This is a genomic window from Oxalobacteraceae bacterium OTU3CINTB1 (assembly GCA_024123955.1).
In the GTDB taxonomy this organism is placed as follows: domain Bacteria; phylum Pseudomonadota; class Gammaproteobacteria; order Burkholderiales; family Burkholderiaceae_D; genus Rugamonas.
Window position 1 is genome coordinate 5631147 of sequence record CP099652.1, and the last position, 22800, is coordinate 5653946.

22 protein-coding genes are annotated in these 22800 nt (G+C 62.6%); 6 read left to right on the plus strand and 16 right to left on the minus strand.

Features of this window, described 5'->3' with window-relative positions; genetic code table 11:
* Positions 1–121 precede the first annotated feature (121 nt).
* The 6 genes from NHH73_24360 to rpsP all read right to left on the minus strand — a co-directional run bounded on the left by NHH73_24360 (position 122) and on the right by rpsP (position 4010).
* Positions 122–1090, minus strand: a complete 969-nt coding sequence (locus NHH73_24360) for a CobD/CbiB family protein (protein ID USX25676.1) — start codon at positions 1088–1090, stop codon at positions 122–124.
* 86 nt (positions 1091–1176) lie between these two features.
* On the minus strand, positions 1177–1845 hold the full coding sequence (locus NHH73_24365; protein ID USX25677.1) for a CoA pyrophosphatase: 669 nt from the start codon (positions 1843–1845) through the stop codon (positions 1177–1179).
* 69 nt (positions 1846–1914) lie between these two features.
* Positions 1915–2301, minus strand: a complete 387-nt coding sequence (gene rplS / locus NHH73_24370) for a 50S ribosomal protein L19 (GenBank protein ID USX25678.1) — start codon at positions 2299–2301, stop codon at positions 1915–1917.
* Positions 2302–2421: 120 nt separating this feature from the next.
* Positions 2422–3168, minus strand: coding sequence for a tRNA (guanosine(37)-N1)-methyltransferase TrmD (gene trmD, locus NHH73_24375; protein USX25679.1), 747 nt, complete (start codon positions 3166–3168; stop codon positions 2422–2424).
* Between the two features lie 21 nt (positions 3169–3189).
* Positions 3190–3750 carry a ribosome maturation factor RimM gene (gene rimM, locus NHH73_24380; GenBank protein ID USX25680.1) on the minus strand — a complete coding sequence of 187 codons (561 nt, stop codon included), beginning with the start codon at positions 3748–3750 and terminating at the stop codon, positions 3190–3192.
* A gap of 14 nt (positions 3751–3764) precedes the next feature.
* Entirely contained in the window at positions 3765–4010 is a 246-nt protein-coding gene (rpsP, locus tag NHH73_24385; GenBank protein USX25681.1) for a 30S ribosomal protein S16, read from the minus strand.
* Between the two features lie 217 nt (positions 4011–4227).
* Between rpsP and NHH73_24390 the strand changes: the two genes are divergently transcribed.
* Both NHH73_24390 and NHH73_24395 read left to right on the plus strand, forming a co-directional pair.
* The gene (locus NHH73_24390; protein USX25682.1) at positions 4228–4680 is read left to right on the plus strand and encodes a TM2 domain-containing protein; all 453 of its coding nucleotides are present in this window, start codon (positions 4228–4230) and stop codon (positions 4678–4680) included.
* 22 nt (positions 4681–4702) lie between these two features.
* The gene (locus NHH73_24395; protein USX25683.1) at positions 4703–5299 is read left to right on the plus strand and encodes a glycine zipper 2TM domain-containing protein; all 597 of its coding nucleotides are present in this window, start codon (positions 4703–4705) and stop codon (positions 5297–5299) included.
* Between the two features lie 97 nt (positions 5300–5396).
* On the opposite strand, the gene NHH73_24400 is transcribed toward NHH73_24395, so the two are convergent.
* Positions 5397–7499: a glycoside hydrolase 43 family protein gene (locus NHH73_24400; protein USX25684.1), complete on the minus strand. Its 2103-nt coding sequence runs from the start codon at positions 7497–7499 to the stop codon at positions 5397–5399.
* Positions 7499–10696: a TonB-dependent receptor gene (locus NHH73_24405; GenBank protein USX25685.1), complete on the minus strand. Its 3198-nt coding sequence runs from the start codon at positions 10694–10696 to the stop codon at positions 7499–7501. The genes NHH73_24400 and NHH73_24405 overlap by 1 nt, the downstream gene beginning before the upstream one ends.
* 354 nt (positions 10697–11050) lie before the next feature.
* Between NHH73_24405 and NHH73_24410 the strand changes: the two genes are divergently transcribed.
* Both NHH73_24410 and NHH73_24415 read left to right on the plus strand, forming a co-directional pair.
* Positions 11051–12049: a proline dehydrogenase family protein gene (locus NHH73_24410; GenBank protein ID USX25686.1), complete on the plus strand. Its 999-nt coding sequence runs from the start codon at positions 11051–11053 to the stop codon at positions 12047–12049.
* A 10-nt stretch (positions 12050–12059) separates the two neighbouring features.
* A complete protein-coding gene (locus NHH73_24415) occupies positions 12060–12422 on the plus strand; it encodes a VOC family protein (protein USX25687.1) in 363 nt (120 codons plus the stop codon).
* Between the two features lie 3 nt (positions 12423–12425).
* Here NHH73_24415 and NHH73_24420 read toward each other — a convergent pair whose 3' ends face one another.
* From NHH73_24420 to ugpQ, 7 genes are all read right to left on the minus strand, one after another.
* Complete coding sequence (locus NHH73_24420) at positions 12426–12656, minus strand: hypothetical protein (GenBank protein ID USX25688.1); 231 nt, start codon at positions 12654–12656, stop codon at positions 12426–12428.
* A 222-nt stretch (positions 12657–12878) separates the two neighbouring features.
* Positions 12879–14669, minus strand: coding sequence for an acyl-CoA dehydrogenase (locus tag NHH73_24425; GenBank protein ID USX25689.1), 1791 nt, complete (start codon positions 14667–14669; stop codon positions 12879–12881).
* 75 nt (positions 14670–14744) lie between these two features.
* Positions 14745–15677 carry an FAD-binding protein gene (locus NHH73_24430; protein ID USX25690.1) on the minus strand — a complete coding sequence of 311 codons (933 nt, stop codon included), beginning with the start codon at positions 15675–15677 and terminating at the stop codon, positions 14745–14747.
* Positions 15678–15687: 10 nt separating this feature from the next.
* Positions 15688–16437 carry an electron transfer flavoprotein subunit beta/FixA family protein gene (locus NHH73_24435; protein USX25691.1) on the minus strand — a complete coding sequence of 250 codons (750 nt, stop codon included), beginning with the start codon at positions 16435–16437 and terminating at the stop codon, positions 15688–15690.
* A 185-nt stretch (positions 16438–16622) separates the two neighbouring features.
* Positions 16623–16850 carry a sulfurtransferase TusA family protein gene (locus NHH73_24440; GenBank protein ID USX29698.1) on the minus strand — a complete coding sequence of 76 codons (228 nt, stop codon included), beginning with the start codon at positions 16848–16850 and terminating at the stop codon, positions 16623–16625.
* Between the two features lie 246 nt (positions 16851–17096).
* Positions 17097–19715, minus strand: coding sequence for an alanine--tRNA ligase (gene alaS / locus NHH73_24445; protein USX25692.1), 2619 nt, complete (start codon positions 19713–19715; stop codon positions 17097–17099).
* Between the two features lie 80 nt (positions 19716–19795).
* Positions 19796–20548, minus strand: a complete 753-nt coding sequence (gene ugpQ, locus NHH73_24450) for a glycerophosphodiester phosphodiesterase (GenBank protein USX25693.1) — start codon at positions 20546–20548, stop codon at positions 19796–19798.
* Positions 20549–20662: 114 nt separating this feature from the next.
* On the opposite strand from ugpQ, the gene NHH73_24455 reads away from it, so the two are divergent.
* Both NHH73_24455 and NHH73_24460 read left to right on the plus strand, forming a co-directional pair.
* On the plus strand, positions 20663–21898 hold the full coding sequence (locus NHH73_24455) for a CoA transferase (GenBank protein ID USX25694.1): 1236 nt from the start codon (positions 20663–20665) through the stop codon (positions 21896–21898).
* Positions 21899–21900: 2 nt separating this feature from the next.
* Positions 21901–22356, plus strand: a complete 456-nt coding sequence (locus NHH73_24460; protein USX25695.1) for a GNAT family N-acetyltransferase — start codon at positions 21901–21903, stop codon at positions 22354–22356.
* A gap of 24 nt (positions 22357–22380) precedes the next feature.
* On the opposite strand, the gene NHH73_24465 is transcribed toward NHH73_24460, so the two are convergent.
* Positions 22381–22710 carry a hypothetical protein gene (locus tag NHH73_24465; GenBank protein ID USX25696.1) on the minus strand — a complete coding sequence of 110 codons (330 nt, stop codon included), beginning with the start codon at positions 22708–22710 and terminating at the stop codon, positions 22381–22383.
* Positions 22711–22800: the final 90 nt, after the last annotated feature.

The following is a 22800-nucleotide window of genomic DNA, read 5'->3' on the forward strand; positions in this document are numbered from 1 at the left end:
GACCTAAATACGTAAGTCGTTGATTTCAATCGACCTTTCCTCACACATAACCAAATTGGTGCAGAAAACTCATCATTCCGCACCAAGGCAATACCGCTATTGTACCCTGCTCCGCGTCCTTTTACGGCGTCCCGCCGAGCCAGGCCGCGCCCGAGCACAGCAATAACAACATCATCCACAGCAACAATGCGCGCCAGACCAGGCCAACCGTGCTTTGCAGTGCGCGGATGCCCGGCTCCTCGCCCGGCAGCATGTCCGGCTCCATGTCGCTGACGTCGACGGTCGAAGCGTCCACCAGCACCACCTTGGCCGCGTTCTCTGCCGGGGTACCAAGGCGCACGCCCATGGCGCCGCCGCCGGCCGACAGGATGATGCCGATCGCCTTGTCGCTCCAGCGGTGGGCGAAATTGCGCCAGGCGTAGATCGCGTCTTCGAAGTTGCCGACCACGGCGAAGGCCACCGCCGTCAGGCGCACCGGTATCCAGTCGATCCAGTAGAAGGCGCGCGCGGCGAACTGGCCGAACGCCTCATTGCGCATGTGTTCCGGTTCGTTCCACGCGCGCGCCAGGTATTCGGAGACGCGGTACATGACGGCGGCGGCCGGCCCGAGCGGCATCAGGAACCAGAAGAACACGCCAAACACGCTGCGGTGCGTGGTGATCAGCGCCTTTTCGACGGCGACGCGGGAGATTTCGCTGACATCCATGCCGACGGTGTCCTGCTTGGTCCATTCTGCCAGCAAGGCGCGCGCGGCGGCGTCGTCGCCGGCGCTCAGGTGCAGCTGGATCGAGGTGAAATAGTGGCTGTAATGGCGGAAGCCGAGGGTCAGATAGACCACCAGCACGTTCCAGGCGAAGGCGGCCAGGAACCAGTCGTAGTACTTCAGTACCCAGTAAATCAGCGCGGTCGGCACCATCAGGATGGCCATCATCAGGAACCAGCCGAGGCGGCCGTGGCTCGAGTGGCCGGCGTTGAACCATGTCTCCATCCGCAACGCCAGACTTTTGATCTCGGCGTAAATCGGGTTGTCCGCGCGCAGCGGCTTCATTTGCTCGAGCAGCAGCGCGCACAAAATGGAAAGAAATGTCATTAATGGTCCTTTTTAGGTCGGCGACGCCTTGATGCCCGCTACGATAACCCACCGTGGTGGGAGAATCAAACTTATTAGTTCGGACATCAAGCGCGCAGGAAGTGGAACAGGTTGCGCAGCATGCCGGCGGTGGCGCCCCAGATATAGTAGTCGCCATAGGGCATGGCGTAGAAACTGCGCACGCCGCCGGCGATTTGGGCCGACAGGCGCTGGTGGTTCAGGCCGTCCATCAGGAAGGCCAGCGGCACTTCGAAGATCTCGGCCACCTCGGACGGGTCGGCCCGCAACTCGAACGGCGGCGCGATCAGGCCGACGACGGGGGTGACGCGGTAGCCGGTGCCGGTGTAATAGTCGGGCATGGTGCCGATGACGTCGACGTGGGCGCGGTCCAGGCCGATCTCCTCCTCGCACTCGCGCAGCGCGGTGTCGACCGGGCCGCTGTCGTAGGATTCGGCGCGGCCGCCGGGAAAGCTGACCTGGCCCGGATGGTCGGTCAGGTCGGGATTGCGTTGGGTCAGCAGAATGGTCAGGCCGGTCTCGCGCAGCACCAGGGGGATCAGCACGGAGGCGGCCGTGGCCGGCGTGCCGTCGGGACGCTGCAGGTGGCGCTCGTCGGTGCTCTCCGGCGTCCAGAGCGGCTGCTCGGCGAAGCGGCTGCGCAGCCATTGCGGCACCAGGCGCTCGCGGGCGACGGCCGGCTCGCCGGCGATGGCGTCGATAGGCAGCAGTTTCGGATCAAAGAGCGGTTTGGCCAAACGGACCTCCATATAAAAAAAGGGCACCCCTTGATGTGGTGCCCTCTCCTCCAAACACAAGCGCGGCTATTAAGCTGCGGTTGCTTTCGCCGCTGGGCGACGGTTTGGCAGTTTTTCCTTGATACGTGCCGATTTACCGGAACGATCACGCAGGTAGTACAGTTTAGCGCGACGTACGTCACCGCGGCGTTTCACTTCGATCGAAGCGATCAGCGGGGAGTACAGCTGGAACGTACGCTCGACGCCTTCGCCGGACGAGATCTTACGAACGATGAAGTTCGAGTTCAGGCCACGGTTACGACGGGAGATGACGACGCCTTCGTATGCCTGGGCGCGCTTGCGGGTGCCTTCGACGACGTTGACGTTGACGATCACGGTATCGCCAGGGGCGAAATCAGGGATCTTCTTACCCAGACGAGCGATTTCTTCTTGCTCGAGTTGTTGAATCAGATTCATTTTAAGACTCCAAAAACCATCGTGCTGGCGCGCAATGAGTGCTGTTCAAACACTCGCCCAGTAGAGGATGGGGTTAAACAGGCGGACAACATGTCCGCAAGCTTCTACAACAACAGGTTTTTATAAACCTGCCAAAAATTTCTCGTCATGCTTGGTCAGCAGGCCGCCCTCGCGCGCCTTGACCAGCAGATCGGGGCGCTTGCGCGCAGTCGCTTCCAGCATGCGCTGGCGGCGCCATTTTTCGATCTCCGCGTGGTTGCCGCCCATCAGTACCGGCGGCACACCCACTCCTTCGTACGTTTCCGGCCGCGTGTAGTGCGGCGAATCGAGCAGGCCGTTGACGAAACTGTCTTCGATCGCCGACGCATCCGTGTTCAGCACGCCGGGAATCTGGCGGATCACGGCATCCATCAAGGCCATCGCCGGCAGCTCGCCGCCGGACAGCACGAAGTCGCCGAGGCTGATTTCCTCGTCGATGCAGCGGTCCAGCAAACGCTGGTCCACCGCCTCGTAGCGGCCGCACAGGATCACCAGACCGGGTTCCTGCTTGAGCGCCATGACACGTTCGTGCGTCAACTGCTTGCCCTGGGGCGACATGAACAATACGCGGGGCGCGGGCAGACCGGCATCGGTCTGGCGCTGCTTCGCCGCGTTGAGCGTCGCTTCCAGGGGTTTGGCCAGCATCACCATGCCGGGGCCGCCGCCATAGGGGCGGTCATCCACGGTGCGGTGATTGTCGGTGGTGAAATCACGCGGATTCCACAACGACAAGCCACATTTATTCTGTTCGAACGCGCGCCGGGTGACCCCCGACTGCGTCAGTGCGGCGAACATTTCGGGGAACAGGGTCACGACATCGAATTGCATGGCGGGCCGCCCTTATGTTCTTTAGTAATCAAGGCCCCAGTCGACGGTGATCTTTTTCGCCGCCTTGTCCACCTTGATGATGAACGCTTCGACAAATGGGATCAGGCGCTCTTGCGCCGCGATTTCTGGGTCAGTGCCTTCAGCGACGGCTGCCGTAATGCGCAAGATCGACTGCGGACCGTTGCTCATCATGTCAGTCACCGTACCGAGGTGCTCACCTTGCAAATTCTCTACATCCAGACCAATCAGCTCGGTCCAGTAAAACTCATCATCGGACAAGGCCGGGAACGAACTGCGCGGAACCGAAACAGCGGCGCCCTTGAGCGCTTCTGCGACGTCCCGATCGGTCACTCCCACCAGCTGTGCGACCACGTCGCCGCCATGCAGTTTGGACTGCTTGACTTCGACATTGTGCAAGCTTGGCTTGTCGATCCACCAGGTTTTCACCGCGAGGAGCGCATCCGCATCTTCCGAGAAAGGACGTATCCTCACCCAGCCAGCGACGCCGTAAGCACCGAAGACAAAGCCTACCTGTGCCAGATCGTCGGGGACTTGCACCCCGGATGCATTCTTATCGGTCAAACCAGCAGCCAGACTTAAACGGCTTTGTTCGACGCTACCAGGCGAGCGACGGTAGGCGACAATTGTGCGCCAACCGATTGCCAGTGAGCCAGACGGTCAGCGGTGATGCGCAGTGGCACTTCGCCGCCTTGCGCCATCGGGTTGTAGAAACCGATGCGTTCGATGAAACGGCCATCGCGGCGATTGCGCGAGTCGGTTGCAACGATGTTGAAGAACGGACGCTTCTTGGCGCCTCCACGAGCTAAACGAATAACGACCATAATATTTCCAAAAAGTGTGCTAGGACGGAAAAAGCCGCAAATTATAGCGCGCTTTGCCGCGAAGCAGCAAGCGTTAATGAAATAATCGGGCGAATTGGGGTAATCGAAGATTATCCCCCGTTCCGGCGCACGGGGCAATAGCCACAGCGATAAAAAGGTGGGCCGGGCCGGTATTATGACCGATACTGCATGCTTTCCGGCTATTTAATCGATAACCATGACGAATCCGCACCACACCGCGCATCCCACCGCCCCTTCCGCACGCCACAAGAACAAGACCGTTGCCGCCCTGCTGGCCTTCCTGTTCGGCGGGCTCGGCCTGCACCGTTTGTACCTGCGCGGTCCGCGCGATCCGTGGCTGTGGGCGCATCTGGCCTGCCTGCCGCTGGCCTGGATCATCGCCAAGGGGGCCCCGGATGTGGACGGCTTCTATAAAGTACTGCCGATCATGATCTCCGGACTGGTCGGCTTCCTGGAGGCGTTAGTGCTGGGATTGATGGCCGACGAGAAGTGGGACGCGCGCTTCAACCCGGCATCGGATAAACAATCGGAGTCGCGCTGGCCGCTGGCCATCATCCTGGTCGCCAGCATGATGGTAGGGGCCGCCAGCCTGATTGCCACAATCTCACGATTATTTGACTTACTGTACACTGGGGGCGCTTATGGCTAAGCCAACAATAGGAGACATACTGATGAATAAACGTTCAATTGTGCTGGCGATTACGCTGGCCGCCCTGACGTCCGCCGCGCAAGCCCAGACTCCAAAGCAGCACTACAACGCCGAAACCAAGCGCATCGCCACCCGCTACGCGGAAGACAAGAAGCTGTGCGCCGAAGAAACCGAATCGAGCGCCCGCATGCAATGTCTGCGCGACGCCAAGTCCGAATTCAACAAGTCCAACACGCAAGCGAAGGCCGACTACAAGAGTGCCGGCACGGCCAAGCCGGCCGCCAACTGCATCGACTGTGGCCGGGTCACCTCGGTCGTGCTGGGCGAAAAGAAGGGTGAAGGCAGCGCGGTCGGCCTGATCGCCGGTGGCGTCGCCGGCGCCCTGCTGGGCAACCAGGTCGGCAGCGGCGGCGGCCGCAAGCTCGCCACCGTGGCGGGCGCCGCCGGTGGCGCCTACGCCGGCAAAAAGGTCGAGGAACACGCGCGTTCGAGCAAGCAATGGACCGTCAACGTCGAATACGAAGACGGCAAGCACGACAGCTACGTCTTCGAAGAAGACCCGGGCATGATGAAGGGCGACCAGGTCAAGCGCTCGAACGGCAGCATCGTCCGCCGCTAACCCCCACCCGGGGTCAAGTCTAACATTCATACACGAGCTGAACTACCTGATGGTTGTGTTCGTGTACGAATGTTAGACTTGACCCCGGGGGGTTTAGTTAGTTGGCGTGCGACCAGATGAATCGCACGCCATCGCTGCCGTCCGGCAAAGGTCCCGGGCTGTTTGCCACCACCTCCCCTGTCTTCGGATCGATGCGCAGGTAGCGATTGTTCGCGATCGACATCAGCAGCAACTCCCCCGTCGGCGTTTCCATCCACTGGAAACTGTGCGCCGCGCCAGGTTTTCCGGCCTGCAGGCTGACAACACCCTCCTTGTCCACCGCCAGATAACGCATACCGGATGCCAACGCGACCCGGCCCAGCCCCATATCCTTCACCTTGAAGCTTGTCGGTACGGAAGCGCTCAGCTTGTCTCCGGTGATGGTCAGACCGGTCTCGGCTTGATAAGAGGCCAGTCGAATGGTTTTGCCGAACGGAATCGCACGCATCAAGCCACGCGGCATCGGCTCCGCGATATCGACGCTGTCGAAATCGGCGTATCCACCATCCGCTCCGGTAACGTTGTAATGAAATAGCGCATAGCGCACGCCCTGGAACGTCTTGAGCTGGAACACCATAGTCCAGAGGCCGCCGATGTCGACGAAACGCTTGCCGTCCACCGAATAGCTGAAGCTCGCCTGCTCCGTCAGGAAATCACAGTCGGCACGCAGCCAGATTCGATGCGCGGCCAGCGGAATCCGCGTGGTCTGCCCACTGATCTGGTCGAATAGCGCGACATTCAGGCCTTCGGTGGTTTTTTCGACGCCGAGCGTGGCATAGGGAAGATTGAGCAAGCCAAGGCCGGCGATATCTCCCTCCTTCATCCCCGCAAGGTCCAGCGCGACCGTCGGTGACGATACCGGCCCGATGGCGCGCTGGGTCAGGCTATTGCGCGCGTCCCAAAACGATGTCGCCGGCAGCGAGTGCAGGCGCAGGAACCCCGGCCGCTGCGTCAGCGACCATTTATCGTCGACCGGCACATGGTTCCATTGCCAGATCGGCTTTAACTTACCGCCTGCGAAGTCATCGCTGCGCTCATATGGCACCTGGGCCGGCTGGGCCGTAGCGGTCTTCGGCTTGACCCACGTGCGCGGACTGCGCCCCGGATTGCCCGGCAGGCCAAAATAAGGCCAGCCGTCTTTCCATGTCACCGGCGACAGACCGGTCAGGCGTCCGACCGAGTTGTAGTCCATCATGGAAAAGCCCCACCACTCGCCCGCCGGCGTGAGCACGATGCCGCCCTGATGCAGTGTCGTCGCGTCGCCGGACCCCGGCTTGGGCCGGTCGATGACGAACGGCGGCCTGGCTTCCTTCATGCGGTTGCCGCGCGCCAAACCAAAGCCTTCGTCCTTGCTGATCGCGCGGTTGACCTCGTAGGGGCCGTAGACGTTGTCGGCGCGCGCGGCCGGCATGCGGAACCCGCCGGCGTAGTTGGCGCTGAGGATGAAGTACTTGCCGTCGATTTTATAAAAGTGTGCGCCCTCCCCCATGCCGTCATCCTTGTCGAACAGGGTCTTTTCCGAGCCGGGCACGATGTCGGTCAGGTCGTCGTTGAGGCGGGCGACCTGGAGGGTCTGGTGCCCCCAGACGGCATACGCTTTGCCGTCGTCGTCGAACAGCACCGACAGGTCGTGCAGGCTGCGCCGCATTTCGTGATGTTTCCACGGTCCGCGCGGGTCGGTTGCGGAGTAGACCTGCGTCGCCCGGCGGTTGATGTTGGTGAAGATATAGAACGTGCCCTTATGGAAGCGCAGGCTGGGCGCCCAGATCCCCTGCCCATAGATCTCCTTGCCCTCCTCCAGCCGGAACTGCGGGCCGAAATCCAGCTTCGGCGCGGCGTAGCTGAGGAATTCCCAGTTGACGAGATCCCTGGACCGCATCACCGGCAAGCCTGGCATCGCGTGCATGGTGGTGCCGGTCATATAGAACCAGTCGCCGACGCGGATCAGATCCGGATCGGAAAACTCGTCGTAGAACAAGGGATTGCTGAAGGTGCCATTGCCGTTGTCTGCGGTCCAGGTCCTGGGCTGGGCCTGCGCCTTGGCCTGCGCCTTGGCCTGCTTTCCGGCTTGCGCCGGAGGCAGGTCCGGCGCGGCCGCCAGCAACGCCGCGCAAACGATGCGCGCGACGAGCCGATGGTGCGTGAGCCGGGCCATCTTCATCAGAAAGTCGTCCGCAGCGACAAGGTATACGCCGCGCCGGGCTTGTACTCGTCAGCCACGGCGTTGCTGAACTGCGTGTAGGTGCGGCTGATGGCCTTGTTCGCGTTCCACACGCTCAACGTCAGATCGGTGTTGTAGCGGAAATTGAATAACTGCTTCAGATTCGCGCCCACCGACAGATCGACCTGCGACCGCTCCGTCGTGTACGCATAGGCGCCGCCGGGAACGGTCAGGCCGGTGCCGGTGTTGACCACGTGCGAGGCCGTGTACTGCCGCGCGACGCGCACGTTCAAGCCGTTACGCTCGTAGTACACGGTCAGGTTGTTGGTGCGCGGCGGCACGCCGGCCACCGGCGGCGCATCCTTCGCCTCGTCCTTTTGCTTGGCGTAAGTGAAGTTGGCGGCGAGACCGAAGCCCTTGACCGGCAACATATCAAGCGGTTGCTGCCACGTGAATTCCAGCCCGCGCACCTTGAGCTTGGTGTCGATGTTGTAGGGTTCGGAAATCTCGACCAGATGCTTGTCGCGCCCGCCGCTGGCGTTGACCGACTGCTGCTGCGCGTCGGTCAAGCCGACGGTGCCGAAGCGCGCGTCGAGCTGCGCCAGCGAGTACTGGGTGACGCGCTGGCCGGGACGGCTGATGATGTCCTTGGCAAAGCCGCTGACCGAGACGTAAGCCTCGCGGGTGATGTAATACTCCAGCCCCAGATCGAGGTTGTTGGCCTCGAACGGCTTGAGGTTGGGATTGGTCAGGTTACCCTGGCGCAGCCCCTGGTCGCCGATCGTCAACTGGGTCTGACGCAGGTCGGCAGGGTTGGCGCGCGTCAGCGATTTCGAGCCCGACAGGCGCGCGATCAGGGACGGCGTGAGGTTGTAGGCCATCGTCGCCGACGGCAGCGTATTGCTGTAGGTGGTCGATTCATAGGCCCACACGCTGAGGTTATCGTACAGGCCGCCGTTGCGCAGATTGGCGTTGCGCGGATCGGCGCCCACCGTCAGCGCGCCAATGGTCTGCTTGGTGCGCGCGTAGCGCACGCCGGCGTTGTAGCGCAAGGTGCGGCCGAACACCTGGTTGCGGCCATTGACTTCGGTATAGAACGCGCTCACCGCCTCGCGGATGTAACCGCCGCTGCCGTTGCCGAAGCCGCGGTAGATATTGTCGCGGAAGTATTGATAGTCGGTGTCCTTCGCGAACTTCGGCCAGTCGACCGTGATGAAGCCGTTGCCCGAAGGCTGGGCGTAATTGGGCACGGCGGCATTCGGCACCACCGAACCGAGGTAGGTCAGCGGCGCGGTCATGCCGCTGGTCGAACCGGTGCCATAGCCCGGATAGGCGGTGGCGGCGTCGGTGACCGGACCCGGCGCGCTGCGGCCATCACATCCTTGCGGCGAGCGCAACTGCGGGTTGGGCGCGAAGTAGCGCACGCTCACGTTGTTGCCGCAAGCGACATTCATCCAGGCGTCGGCCACCGAGAAGCCACGGTAGCGGCGCTTGATATCGTCGTAGGCGCCGCCGACTTTGATGTTGAAGTCGTTGTCGCCCCAGGCCACGTTCAGGCGCGTGCCGCGGGTGGTGTTGGTGCGCTCGTACAGGTCCATGCGCAGGCCCGACAGGCCCTGGCCGCCCTGGTTCCAGCCGAAGTTGGACGGATCGTTGATGTCCAGGTTGCCGGTGTAGACGGGCGGCAGGCCGGGACGGCTGTTGTCGTAGTTGATCACCGAGTTGGGCGAGCGCGTGGCGAACAGCACCGTCGGCATGTCGCGGTAGAAGGTGCTGTTGGTGGCGTTGAAGTGGGCGTCGATGGTCAGCTTGTCGGTCGGCCGGAATTCGAAGCCGGGATTGATGCTGTGGAACTTGGTCTTCTCCTCCATCGGCCGGTATTCGAGCGACCAGAAGGTGTTGGCCAGGACCGCCTTGTTGACCACGCAACCATAGGTGCAATCGCTGCGGTCGAACTCCATGCCAATCGGGATGACCGTGTTGGCGCGGGTGCCGACGTTCATCGCCTGGTAGGTCATCTGGTTGCGCTTCTGCGCCGCGACCAGGTCCAGGTACACGTCCCACTTGTCGTTCGGCTGCCACTGCATGCTGAGCACTTCGCCGGCGCGCTTGCGTTCGCCCTCGTACACCAGATGGCGGCCCAGGCGGGCCATCAGCGCGTTGTCGATTTGCTGGATGGTGGCGCCGGGATTGAGCGCGAGCAGCATGGCGCGGTCGATCTGCTTGCCCGGCACCAGGATGGAGCGGGCGTACTCGGGCAAGTCTTTCAGCGCCATCCCGGACGGCACCGTGTCCGGCGTCGACTGCGAGCCGCCGCCAGTGCTGTTGGGCTTGTCGGCGGCGTTGGCCTGGAACGACTTGAGCTGCAAGTTGCGCATGTCGACCGACTGGAAGCCGTCGGTTTTGTACTTGGTATCGCCGAAGGCCACGCCGCCGAGCAGGCCGAACTTGCCCCAGGTGTTGCTGGTCCAGGTGTTGCTGATCAGGCCCGACCCGGTGGTGCCCATCTTGCCGTTCTGCTCGCGGTAGTTGCCGCTGAGCGTGAAGGCCGAGCGGAAACCGCTTTTATCGAACGGACGCACGCTGCGCATGTTGACCGTGCCGGCGATGCCGCCCTCGATCAGGCTGGCCTGCTGGCTTTTGTAGACGCTGGCGCTGCGGAAGAGCTCGGACGGCAGGAAGTCCATGTCCACTTCGCGGTTGGCGCTGATGTTGCCGCCCCAGCTGCCGGCCGAGGCCGACGCCATCGGCGCGCCGTTGAGCAGCACCCGGGTAAAGGCCGCGCCCATGCCGCGAATGGAAATGTTCAGGCCCTCGCCATCGATCTCGGCGCGGCGCACGGTCACGCCGGGCACGCGGGCCAGCGCATCGGCGATGTTGGGGTCGGGGAATTTGCCGATGTCTTCGGAAAACACGGTGTCGCTCAGGCCGACGTTCTCGCGTTTTTCGTTGGCGGACAACGCCAGCGAGCTGCGGTAGCCGTTGACGACCACGGTCGGCTTGACGGGCTGCTGCGCGTCTTTGTCCTCGGTAGCCTCGGACGCCTGGGCCTGAGTCTGCGACGAGGCCGGCACGGTTGCCGGTGCCGGAGTGGTCTGCGCGTGCGCGCTTGAAATGATGCCTGCGACGAAGGTGGCGGCAATGCGCCCGCCCATACCTGGTCCGCGCCGTGGCGCGTCGATCAACTTACTGTCCATACTGTCTCCTCTACCAAGCATTGTTGCCTGTGTGGTCAGCGCCTTGGGCGCATTATTTTTTGTTTTTCTCTACCAATCTTTATTACCTTTATAGCCTCCGCACCTCCTAACACGAAAAATGTTATACGCAATCATTTTTGGATATTCTGCCTTTATGACAACGCCGTCAACCGTTTAATTTGCGGTAAGTTGCCAAAAAAATACAGTATTCCGGGTATTTTTCGGCGTATATTCACGCGCCTGAGATTGCGCAATCATCGTGCGCGGCATCGGCGAGGCCGTCGGCGGCAGCTTGGACGAGCCGGCCTCGCTGTGACACAATGTTTTGTTTATTCCATCATTTCAGGAGACACCGTGTCCGCACCAAGCTTCCCCGCCCAATGGCAAGCCGTCGTCGATCAGGCCGCGACGGCGCTGCGCGCATTGGCGCTCGACGAATCGGCCAAGGAAAAATTCTGCAACGACCCGCTGCTGCGCGCCTACATGCACAAGGTCTCGCATCGCTACGTGGCGGGCCAGACGGTCGCGGAAGCGCTGGCGCGCGTCGAGAGCATCATCGCCCAGGGCCACGCGGCCTCGGTCGAATACATGGGCGAGAGCGTGCGCGACGAAGCCTTCGCGATGGCGGAGACGGAAGTGTTCATGGAACTGACACGCGCGGTCGGCCAGCGCAACCTGAACTGCTCGATCTCGCTGGACCTGTCGCACGTCGGGTCGATGGTGGACCTGGAGCTGAGCTACCGGAACCTGCGCCGCGTGGCGCTGGCGGCGGCGAAGATCAACCGCGAAGTGATGATCTCGATGGAAGGCGCGGACCGCGCCGACGACATCTACGCCATCTACGCGCGGCTGCACAAGGAGGACGGCTTGCACAACGTCGGCATCACCGTGCCGGCCAAGCGCCACCGCACCGCGCGCGACCTGCCGGAGTTGATGAAGATTCCCGGCCGCATCCGGCTGGTCAAAGGCGCGTTTCTGGAGTCGGCGGAGATCTCCTACGACCGCAACAGCCCGGAGCTGGCGGCGGCGTATCGCAAGTACGCCGGAGAGCTGCTGCTAAGCGGCCACAAGTGCTCGATTGCCACGCACGACCGTTCGATCCAGGCGGACCTCGGCGAACTGATTCTGAAGGAGCGCATCGATCCGCGCTGGTATGAATTCGAATCCTTGATCGGCCTGGGCGCCGAAAACATCGCCGGACTCAAGGCGCGCGGCTTCCCCACCCGCGAATACGTGGTCTTCGGCGAGGAGCATTTCCTCTACGTGCTCAACCGCATCGCCGAGGAACCGGTGCGGGTGTATCAGGCGATTGTGGATGTGATGGGTACGCCCGCAATGGCGGCGATTCAATAAGGAGACACAGATGGCAGATTTCACCAATGTCAGATTCACGCTGGGCGTGCTTGATCTCGCCAGGTCCACGAACTACTACACGTCGGTTCTCGGTCTGGAGATAGACTTCACGGCGCCGGGCTGGACGTTTCTGTCGCGTGGCAGCTTTCGCGTGATGCTCGGCGAGTGCACGGATTCGGTTCCGCCGGCGGAACTTGGCGATCACTCATGGTATGGCTATGTGACCGTATCGGACGCCGCCGCCGTGTTTGCCGAGTACCAAGCGGCCGGCGCCGAGTTCACGCAGACGCTGGCGGACAAGCCGTGGGGCATGCGCGAGTTTGGCGTTCGCACCATCGACGGCCATCGCATCATGTTCGGACAGGAACTCTAGTCATCAATGAAGACGGAATTCGACCAGTGTCGAAATGGCTGCCTCGGCCTCGCGTACCGAGCGGGCTGATGGGCGCGCCCCAGCGGCGACGGCCCAGGCCAGAACCCAGTGGCCGGCCGTGATTTCCTCGGACGCAGTTTTTGCTTGCAGCATGCGGCGGGCAGCCTCGTTCATGCGTTGCACGGCATAGGCTTTGCGGGTGCTTTTGATGGGAGCGATAACGATGGATTTCATGGCAAACCTCACTGTGAACATCCTCGTTTTACGCAACGCGCACGAAAATGGATTCAACTCCAGTAAAGAAACCGTTGCCACGGTTCCACGTAGGGCGGATTAGGCGGGACGCCGTAATCCGCCATGGATGAGCCGTCGGCGGCGCATGCATGGCGGATTACGCTTCGCTAATCCGCCCTACGTGTCTCAACGTCAGTTTTAACGTCAACGCCTGATGCGAGCTTAGAACTGGTCCTCGCTCAACGCCAGCACGCCGGCGCTGCCGTCGATGATCGCCGTGCGCAGGCCCGACGATTGCGACAGGATGTGGTCGGCGAAGAAGCGCGCGGTGGCGATCTTGGCTTTGTAGAAGCCGGCGTCGCCTTCGTTGGCGTCCAGCTTCTTCTGCGCGATCACCGCCGCACGCGCCATCTGCCAGCCACCCAGCACGATGCCGGCCAGTTTCAGGTACAGCACGCTGCCCGAGAACACGCCCTTGATGTCGCTCTTCATGTTGGCGACGACGTACTCCACCACCGCCTCCAGATCCCTGCTGCCGGCCGACAGCTGCGCCAGGATCGCCTTGAAATCGGCCGAGCCGCTTGCGGCCAGCTCCGCTTCGGTCGCGCGCACCTGGGCGATGATGCCCCTGGCGACAGCGCCGCCGTCGCGCACGGTCTTGCGGCCGACCAGATCGTTGGCCTGGATCGCGGTCGTGCCCTCGTAAATCGTCAAAATCTTCGCATCGCGATAGTGCTGCGCGGCGCCGGTTTCTTCGATGAAGCCCATGCCGCCATGCACCTGCACGCCATCACGGGCGACGTCTTGCGACATCTCGGTCGACCAGCCCTTGATGATCGGCACCAGATACTCGTACACCGCCAGATTGGCCTTGCGCGTTTCCGCGTCGGCGTGGCTGTGGGCGACATCGCTGATGCCGGCGCCGACGTAGGCCAGCGCGCGCGCCGCCTCGGTTTGCGAACGCATATTCATCAACATGCGGCGCACGTCCGGATGATGGATGATCGCCACCGGACCGGCCGAGCCGGCCAGATCGCGCGACTGCACGCGGTCTTTGGCGAACGCCACCGCCTTTTGATACGCGCGCTCGGCCAGGCCGATGCCCTGCAGGCCGACGCCGAAACGCGCCGCGTTCATCATGATGAACATGTATTCCAGGCCGCGATTTTCCTCGCCGACCAGGGTGCCGATGGCGCCGCCGTGGTCGCCGAATTGCAGCACGGCGGTCGGACTGGCCTTGATGCCCAGCTTGTGTTCGAGCGAGACGCAGTGCGCGTCGTTGCGCTCACCGATCGAGCCATCGCCGTTGACCAGGAACTTCGGGACGATGAACAGCGAGATACCTTTAACGCCAGCCGGCGCATCCGGGGTGCGCGCCAGGACCAGGTGAACGATGTTCTCGGAGAAATCGTGCTCGCCGTAGGTGATGTAGATCTTGGTGCCGAACACCTTGTAGGTGCCGTCGCCCTGCGGCACGGCGCGGGTGCGCACGGCGGCCAGGTCGGAGCCGGCTTGCGGCTCGGTCAGGTTCATGGTGCCGGTCCATTTGCCCGACACCAGGTTTTCCAGGTAGATGGCTTTCTGCTCGTCGCTGCCGGCCGTCAGCAGCGCTTCGATCGCGCCATCCGACAGCAACGGGCACAGCGCGAACGAGATGCTGCCCGCATTGAGCATTTCGATGCACGGGGTCGCCAGCAGCTTGGGCAAGCCCTGGCCGCCAAACTCCACCGGATGCTGCACACCCTGCCAGCCAGCCTCGCCGAACGCCTTGAAGGCTTCCTTGAAGCCCTTGGACGTGGTCACCTGGCCGTCGTGCCAATAGCTCGGCTCCTTGTCGCTCGGATGGTTCAACGGCGCGATGACGTTGCTGACGAATTTCGCGTTCTCTTCCAGGATGGCTTCGGCCGTGTCCGGGGTCGCGTCTTCATTGCCCGGCAGCGCGTTGACGCCGGCCAGGTCCGCCAGTTCGTTCATGACGAACAGCATGTCTTTCAGGGGTGCTTGATAGGGCATCTTATGTCTCCAAGAAAAAAGCCACGGCAATCCGGCGGTGCCGGATCAGCGTGGCTCGGGTGCGCTCAGGCTGTATCAGCCCAGTTCTGCGACCAGTTGCGGCACGATTTCGAACAGATCGCCAACGATGCCGTAGTCGGCCACCGAGAAGATCGGTGCTTCCGGATCTTTGTTGATCGCGACGATGGTCTTCGAATCCTTCATGCCGGCCAAGTGCTGGATCGCGCCGGAGATACCGACGGCGATGTACAGGGTCGGCGCGACGATCTTGCCGGTCTGGCCCACTTGCCAGTCGTTCGGCACGTAGCCGGCGTCGACCGCTGCCCGTGAGGCGCCCATGGCGGCGTTGAGCTTGTCGGCCAGCGGTTCCAGGATCTTGAAGGCGTCGCCCGAACCCATGCCGCGGCCACCGGAAACGATGACTTTGGCGGCGGTCAGCTCAGGACGGTCCGACTTGGCCAGCTCGCGGCCGACAAAGCTCGACTTGCCCGAATCGCCGACGGCGGTGACGGTCTCGGTCGCGGCCGAACCACCGGTGGCGGCGGCGGCGTCGAAGCCGGTCGAGCGCACGGTGATGACCTTGATCTTGTCCGACGATTGCACGTAGGCGATGGCGTTACCGGCATAGATCGGACGCTCGAAGGTGTCGGGCGAATCGACTTTGGTGATTTCAGAAATCTGCGCGACGTCCAGCTTGGCGGCCACGCGCGGCAGGATGTTCTTGCCGTAGGCGGTGGCCGGGGCCAGGATGTGGCTGTACGAGCCTGCCAGCGCCAGCACCTGCTCGGCGACGTTCTCGGCCAGGCCGTCGGCGAAGTGCGCGGCGTCGGCCACGATGACTTTCGACACGCCGGCGATTTGCGCGGCGGCGGCTGCGGCGGCACCGGCGTTGGAACCTGCGACCAGCACGTGCACGTCGCCGCCGCACTGGGCGGCCGCGGTCACGGTGTGGAGGGTGCTGCCCTTCAGGCTGGCGTTGTCGTGTTCTGCGATGACTAATGCGACCATGATTGTTCCTTTAGATGACTTTGGCTTCGGTGCGCAGTTTTGCGACCAGGGTGGCGACGTCCGGGACCTTGATGCCGGCCGAGCGCTTGGCAGGCTCGACGACTTTCAGGGTTTTCAGGCGCGGGGTCACATCGACGCCCAGGTCTTCCGGCTTGGTCACGTCCAGCGGCTTTTTCTTCGCCTTCATGATGTTCGGCAGGGTCACATAGCGCGGCTCGTTCAGGCGCAAGTCGGTGGTGACGATCGCCGGCAGGGTCAGCGCCAGGGTTTCCAGGCCGCCGTCCACTTCGCGGGTGACGGTCACTTTGCCGTCCTCCAGCACCACTTTCGACGCGAACGTCGCTTGCGGCCAACCCAGCAGGGCCGCCAGCATCTGGCCGGTCTGGTTGGAGTCGTCGTCGATCGCCTGCTTGCCCAGGATGATCAGCTGTGGCTGTTCCTTGTCGGCCAGCGCCTTGAGCAGCTTGGCAACGGCCAGCGGCTCCAGCTCGACCGAGGTCTCGACCAGGATGCCGCGATCGGCACCGATCGCCATGCCGGTACGCAGGGTTTCCTGGCACTGGGTCACGCCGCACGACACCGCCACCACTTCGGTGACCTTGCCGGCTTCCTTCAGGCGCATCGCCTCTTCCAGCGCAATCTCATCGAAAGGGTTCATCGACATTTTGACGTTGGCGATATCGACGCCAGTGCCGTCGGACTTGACGCGAACCTTGACGTTATAGTCGACCACGCGTTTGACGGGTACCAAGACTTTCATAGCTGTGCCTTTGGGAAAATGTATAAATGTTCGGGACTAAATGTGGGCTAGATTATATGAGAAATCCGCCGCGCACAAGAAATTAAAGCACGATCGTGCGATTTTTCGCTAGTAGAAACCGTCTAAAAAGTATTTCCTTAGACGGCGGTTCTACGAGGGAAGAGTGACGCAGGGATGGCAGGCGCTTATTTGCGCTGCATCAAAAAGACGAATTCGCGTCCGGTTTGCACGTGGGACAGCAGCGCGTTGCCGGTTTGTTTGGCGAACGCCTGGAAGTCGCGCACGGAACCAGGGTCGGTTGCCATGATGCGCAGCACTTCGCCGCTTTGCAGCTCGGATAAGGCTTTTTTAGCCTTAAGAATCGGCAGCGGGCAATTCAGGCCACGCGCGTCGAGTTCTTTATGGAATTCCATGATTTCGTTTTCAAGTATCGTGTCGGTCATCAAGAACCCGCTAGTTTGTTGAGCACTTTCGCCATAGTACTCCAATTTGCAGCCGTTGACGCGCTGCACCAAAATAGTTCATTGCGCGTTGCAAGTTCGCAACGGGAACTTGCGATTTTACAATAAGTCTGCTTAAACAACAGCGGCCCGCGCTTGACACGCGGGCCGCTCAGGTGGTGCGTTAGCGCCGTGGTTGCAGGCTGATAGCTACCGCGCTTATTTCGAAGCGCGCTCGCCCACCCACGCCGCCACACCGGCGAGCGCCGCCGGCAAGCCGCTCGGATCGGTACCGCCGGCCTGCGCCATATCGGGGCGACCACCGCCTTTTCCGCCCACTTGTTGTGCAACGAAGTTCACCAGCTCGCCGGCCTTGACCTTGGAGGTGGCGTCCGCCGTGACGCCGGCGATCAGGCTGACCTTGCCGTCGGCGACGCTTGCCAGCACGATGGCCGCGGTCTTCAGCTTGTCCTTCAGCTTGTCCATGGTCTCGCGCAGGCGGGCCACGTCGGCGCCGTCCAGCGTGGCCGCCAGCACCTTGATGCCGTTGACGTCCACCGCTTGCGTGACCAGCTCGTCGCCCTGCCCAGAAGCCAGCTTCGACTTCAGCGCGGCCAGTTCCTTCTCCAGCGCCTTGACATGGTCCTGCACCTGGCCGATACGTGCGGTCAGTTCTTCAGGATTCGACTTCAGCGCGGCGGCCGCTTCCAGCAGGCGGCGGTTCATCGACTGCACCAGCGCCAGCGCGCCCTCGCCGGTCACCGCTTCGACGCGGCGGATACCGGCGGCGACGCCGCTTTCCGAGATGATCTTGAACAGGCCGATGTCGCCGGTGCGCTGCACGTGGACGCCGCCGCACAGCTCTTTCGAGGTGCCGATGTCGAGCACGCGCACTTCGTCGCCGTACTTCTCGCCGAACAGCGCCATCGCGCCATGCTTGACGGCGTCGTCGAACGACATGTGCTGCGCCTTGGTCGCGTGGTTTTCCAGGATCTCTTTATTGACCTTGGCTTCCACTTCGGCGATCTGCTCGGCCGTCAGCGGCGCGTTGTGGCTGAAGTCGAAACGGGTTTTGTCCGCGTCGACCAGCGAGCCCTTTTGCGCCACGTGGCCGCCCAGCACTTCGCGCAGGGCTTTGTGCATCAGGTGGGTCGCCGAGTGGTTGCGGATGGTGCGCGCGCGCTTGCCCTGGTCGACGTCGGCGCTGACCGCGTCGCCCACTTTGAGCGAACCGGCGGACAAGGTGCCGTGGTGGCCGAACACGTCGGCCTGGATTTTCAGCGTGTCGTCGACGTTGAAGGCGGCGGCGCCGGCAGTGATCGTGCCCTGGTCACCGACCTGGCCGCCCGATTCGGCGTAGAACGGCGTGGTGTCCAGCACCACGATGCCCGACTGGCCGGCCGTCAGTTCCTGCACTGCGGTGCCGCCCGTGTACAGCGCGACGATCTTGGCGGTGGCGTGGCTCAGGTTGTCGTAACCGACGAATTTGTTCTTCTCGCCCGCGTATTCGACCTTGCTGTCCTTGATGGACTTGCCGCCTTTGCGCGACAGTTCCTGGCTTTCCTTCAGGGCGGCGTCATAGCCTTCCTGGTCGAAGCTGATGTTGCGCTCGCGGCAGATGTCTGCCGTCAGGTCCGGCGGGAAGCCGTAGGTTTCGTACAGGGTGAAGGCGGTGGCGCCGTCGATGCCGGTGCTGTCCTTGGCCAGTTGGGCTTCCAATACTTTCATGCCGGTTTCCAGCGTCTCGCCGAAACGCTCTTCCTCGGCCTTCAACATTTGCGCCACGCGGTCCTTGGCTTCTTCCAGCTCCGGATAGGCGCCGCCCATCTCGATCGCCAGGTCGGCCACCAGCTTGTAGAAGAACGGCTTGGTCTGGCCCAGCTTGTGGCCGTGGCGCAGCGCGCGGCGGATGATGCGGCGCAGGACGTAGGCGCGGCCTTCGCTGCCCGGAATCACGCCGTCGACGATCATGAACGCCGAAGCGCGGATGTGGTCGGCGATCACGCGCAGCGACTTGTTTTCCAGGTCGGTGGCGCCGGTTTCGCGCGCGGCGGCCTTGATCAGGGCCTGGAACAGGTCGATCTCGTAGTTCGAATGCACGTGCTGCAGCACGGCGGCCAGGCGCTCCATGCCCATGCCGGTGTCGACGCACGGCTTCGGCAGCTTGTGCATCACGCCCGCTTCGTCGCGGTTGAACTGCATGAACACCAGGTTCCAGATTTCGATGAAACGGTCGCCGTCTTCGTCCGGCGAGCCAGGCGGGCCGCCTGGAATGTCGGCGCCGTGGTCGTAGAAGATCTCGGTGCACGGGCCGCATGGGCCGGTGTCGGCCATCTGCCAGAAGTTATCCGAAGCGTAACGTGAACCCTTGTTGTCGCCGATGCGGATGATGCGCTCTTTCGGCACGCCCACTTCGTTGGCCCAGATATCGTAGGCCTCGTCATCTTCCATGTAGACGGTCACGGTCAGCTTCTCTGCCGGCAGGCCGTAAACCTTGGTCAGCAGTTCCCAGGCGAAGTTGATGGCGTCGCGCTTGAAATAGTCGCCGAAGCTGAAGTTACCCAGCATTTCGAAGAAGGTGTGGTGGCGCGCGGTGTAGCCGACGTTTTCCAGATCGTTGTGCTTGCCGCCGGCGCGCACGCAGCGCTGCACGGAGGTGGCGCGGGTGTACGGACGGCTGTCGGTGCCGGTGAACACGTCCTTGAATTGCACCATGCCGCTGTTGGTCAGCAGCAAGGTCGGGTCGTTGCCAGGTACCAGGGAGCTGGAACGGACAATCGAATGACCCTTGGATTCAAAAAACTTGAGGAATTTGTCGCGGATTTCAGATGATTTCATGTCGTGAGCAGAGGTAGCTGGCAAATGCAAAGGGTTGATTATATATGACCCCGCCAGGGGAAGGGTTGCCAGGCTGGCTGTCAGGCAAACGTTGGCCCGATCAGATCGATGCGGTCGGTGCAAAAGCCGTCCACGCCCCAGGACAGGATCTCCCTGCCCCGCTCGGGCTCGTTGACGGTATAGCAAAACAAGCCATAGCCGGCGGCCTTGATCGCCCGCGCCAGGTCGCTGGTCAGATGCTTGTGGTTGGTATGGATGGCGACCGCGCCCAACTCCCGCGCCTGCGCCTGCCAGTCGTCGGGAATCCGGTCCAGCAAGTAGCCGCGCGGCAGGTAGGGGGCGGCGTCGCGGGCGGCCGCCAAGGCGGCAAAGCTGAACGATGACAACAAGGGGACGGCGGCCGGGTCGCCGGCGGCGATCTCGACGGCGTAGCTGTCGCGGGTTACCTTGGCCACCCAGCGGCCCGTTTCCACCTCAAAACCGTCGGCCGGCTTGATTTCCACGTTCATCCAGATGCGCTGGGCCTTGCAGTAATCGATGAATTGCGTGTAATACGGCACCGGTTCGTCCTTGAACTGCGGGCCGAACCAGGCGCCCGCGTCCATGGCAGCCAGGTCGATGGCGTCGGTGTCCGGCACGCTGCCCCGGCCCGCCACCGTGCGGCCGAAGTCGGGATCGTGCATGACCATGCCGATGCCGTCGCGCGACAGCATCACGTCGAACTCGACGGCATGGAAGCCGTAAGCCAGGCCCGCGCGCAGGCCGGCGACCGTGTTTTCAGGCGCCAGGGTCCCGCCGCCGCGATGTGCAACAATTTTAGGATACGGCCACATAGCTCTGCCTCCCACGCAAATATTTGTTATAAAACCAACGCCCACCCTATCACGAATGCTGCGCAGACACTACACTGGCGGCCTGATAGGATTACTCAAAAGGTTAGACATATCATGACAGCTCAAAAAGCGTTAAGCCACATCCGCGTGCTCGACCTGAGCCGGGTGCTGGCCGGACCATGGTGCTCGCAGAACCTGGCCGACCTGGGCGCCGACGTCATCAAGATCGAACGTCCCGGCGGCGGCGACGACACCCGCGCCTGGGGCCCGCCCTACGCCAAAGACGCCGACGGCAACGACACCACCGAGGCCGCCTACTACCTGGCCGCCAACCGCGGCAAGCGCTCGGTCACGATGGACATCGCCAGCGCCGAAGGCCAGGCGCTGCTGCGCGAGCTGGTCAAGCATTGCGACGTGGTGCTGGAAAACTACAAGGTCGGCCAACTGAAACGCTACGGCCTCGATTACGAATCGCTCAAGGCGATCAAGCCCGACCTGGTCTACTGCTCGGTGACCGGCTTCGGCCAGGACGGCCCGTATGCGCACCGCGCCGGCTACGATTTCCTGATCCAGGGGATGGGCGGCTTGATGTCGGTGACCGGCGAGCGCGACGACCTGCCCGGCGGCGGCCCGCAAAAAGCCGGCGTCGCGCTGACCGACCTGATGACCGGCATGTACGCCACCATCGCCATTCTGGCCGCGCTGACCCAGCGCGACCGCGACGGCGGCGGCCAGTACATCGACATGGCGCTGCTGGACGTGCAGGTGGCGATGCTGGCCAACATGGGCAGCAATTACCTGAACAGCGGCAAGCCGCCCAAGCGCTGGGGCAACGCGCATCCGAACATCGTGCCGTATCAAACCTTCGCCTGCTCGGACGGCTACATCATCGTCGCCACCGGCAACGACGGCCAGTATCAAAAGTTTGTCGAAGCGGGCGGACGCGGCGACCTGGCCTTCCACGAGCGCTACGCCACCAATCCACTGCGCGTGAAAAACCGCGACGAGCTGGTGCCGCTGCTGGCCGCCATGGTGCTGACGCAACCCCGTGATTTCTGGATCGACAAGCTGGAGGCGGTCGGCGTGCCGTGCGGCCCGATCAACAACCTCGACGATGTCTATAAAAATCCGCAGGTGCTGGCGCGCGAACTGGTGATGGAAGTGCCGCACCCGACCGCCGGCAAGGTCAGGCTGGTGCGCAGCCCGATGCGCATGTCCGGCGCGCCGGCCGACGACGAGTCGACCCTGCCACCGCCGCTGCTGGGCCAGCACACCGACGAAGTACTGCGCGATTTGCTCGGCCACAGCGAAGCCGACATCGCCACCCTGCGCAACAAAGGAGTCCTTTAAGTATGAGCAGCAACGTATCGTTGGAAGAAATTACCGGTCACAACTTCGAGGCGTTCATGGAGATGGAGCTGCCCGAGCACCAGCGCGACTTCATCGCCAGCAATGCGTTTTCGATCGCGCAAGCCAAGTTCTACGCCGATTACATCCCGCGCGGTATCTATTGCGACGGCGAGCCGGCCGGCTTCCTGCTGTACGACCGCCAGTCGAACGACAATCCGGGCGAGTACGGCATCTACCGCTTCATGGTGGACTTCCCGCAACAAGGCAAAGGCATCGGCCGGCGCGCGATGGCGCTGCTGCTGGACGAGCTCAAGGCCAAGCCGGACGTCAAGCTGATCACGATCTGCTACAAGCCGGGCAACCTCGCCGCGCGGACGTTCTACCAAAGCTTTGGCTTCGAGGAAACCGGCCTCGACGAGATCGGCGAGATGATCGCGGTGATCAAGGTGGCGGATTAACACGGCGCATCCGCCGGTGCCGCCTCACCTTGAAACATCGCGCTTCAACTCGATGATCTGACTGTGCATCTGGGTGACCGAGCCCTTCATCTGCGCGGACAACTGCGGAATGTTGACGCACACCCGTTTGGCGCGCTCGGCCATCAATTCCATGTCGCGGATCAGCTTGTTGATGCGCGGCGTGTCCTGCGACAGCAAGATCTCGCGCGCCGTGTCCGACAGCCGGTCGACGCGCTGGATGCTGTCGCGCAGCTCGCTCGGCAGATTGGGCTCGGCGGAACTGGCCTGCGCCGCCTGCCCTATCGCTTGCTCAAGTAAATGGAACCGGTGCTCGATGTCGTTCATTTGCAGCATGGTGACTCCTCCCCTGTAGGATCAGGCACAGGCGTGCCAGTGCAGATTCGACCCTCGGCCATACAAGCAGTTTCAGCCTCCGCGCCCGCT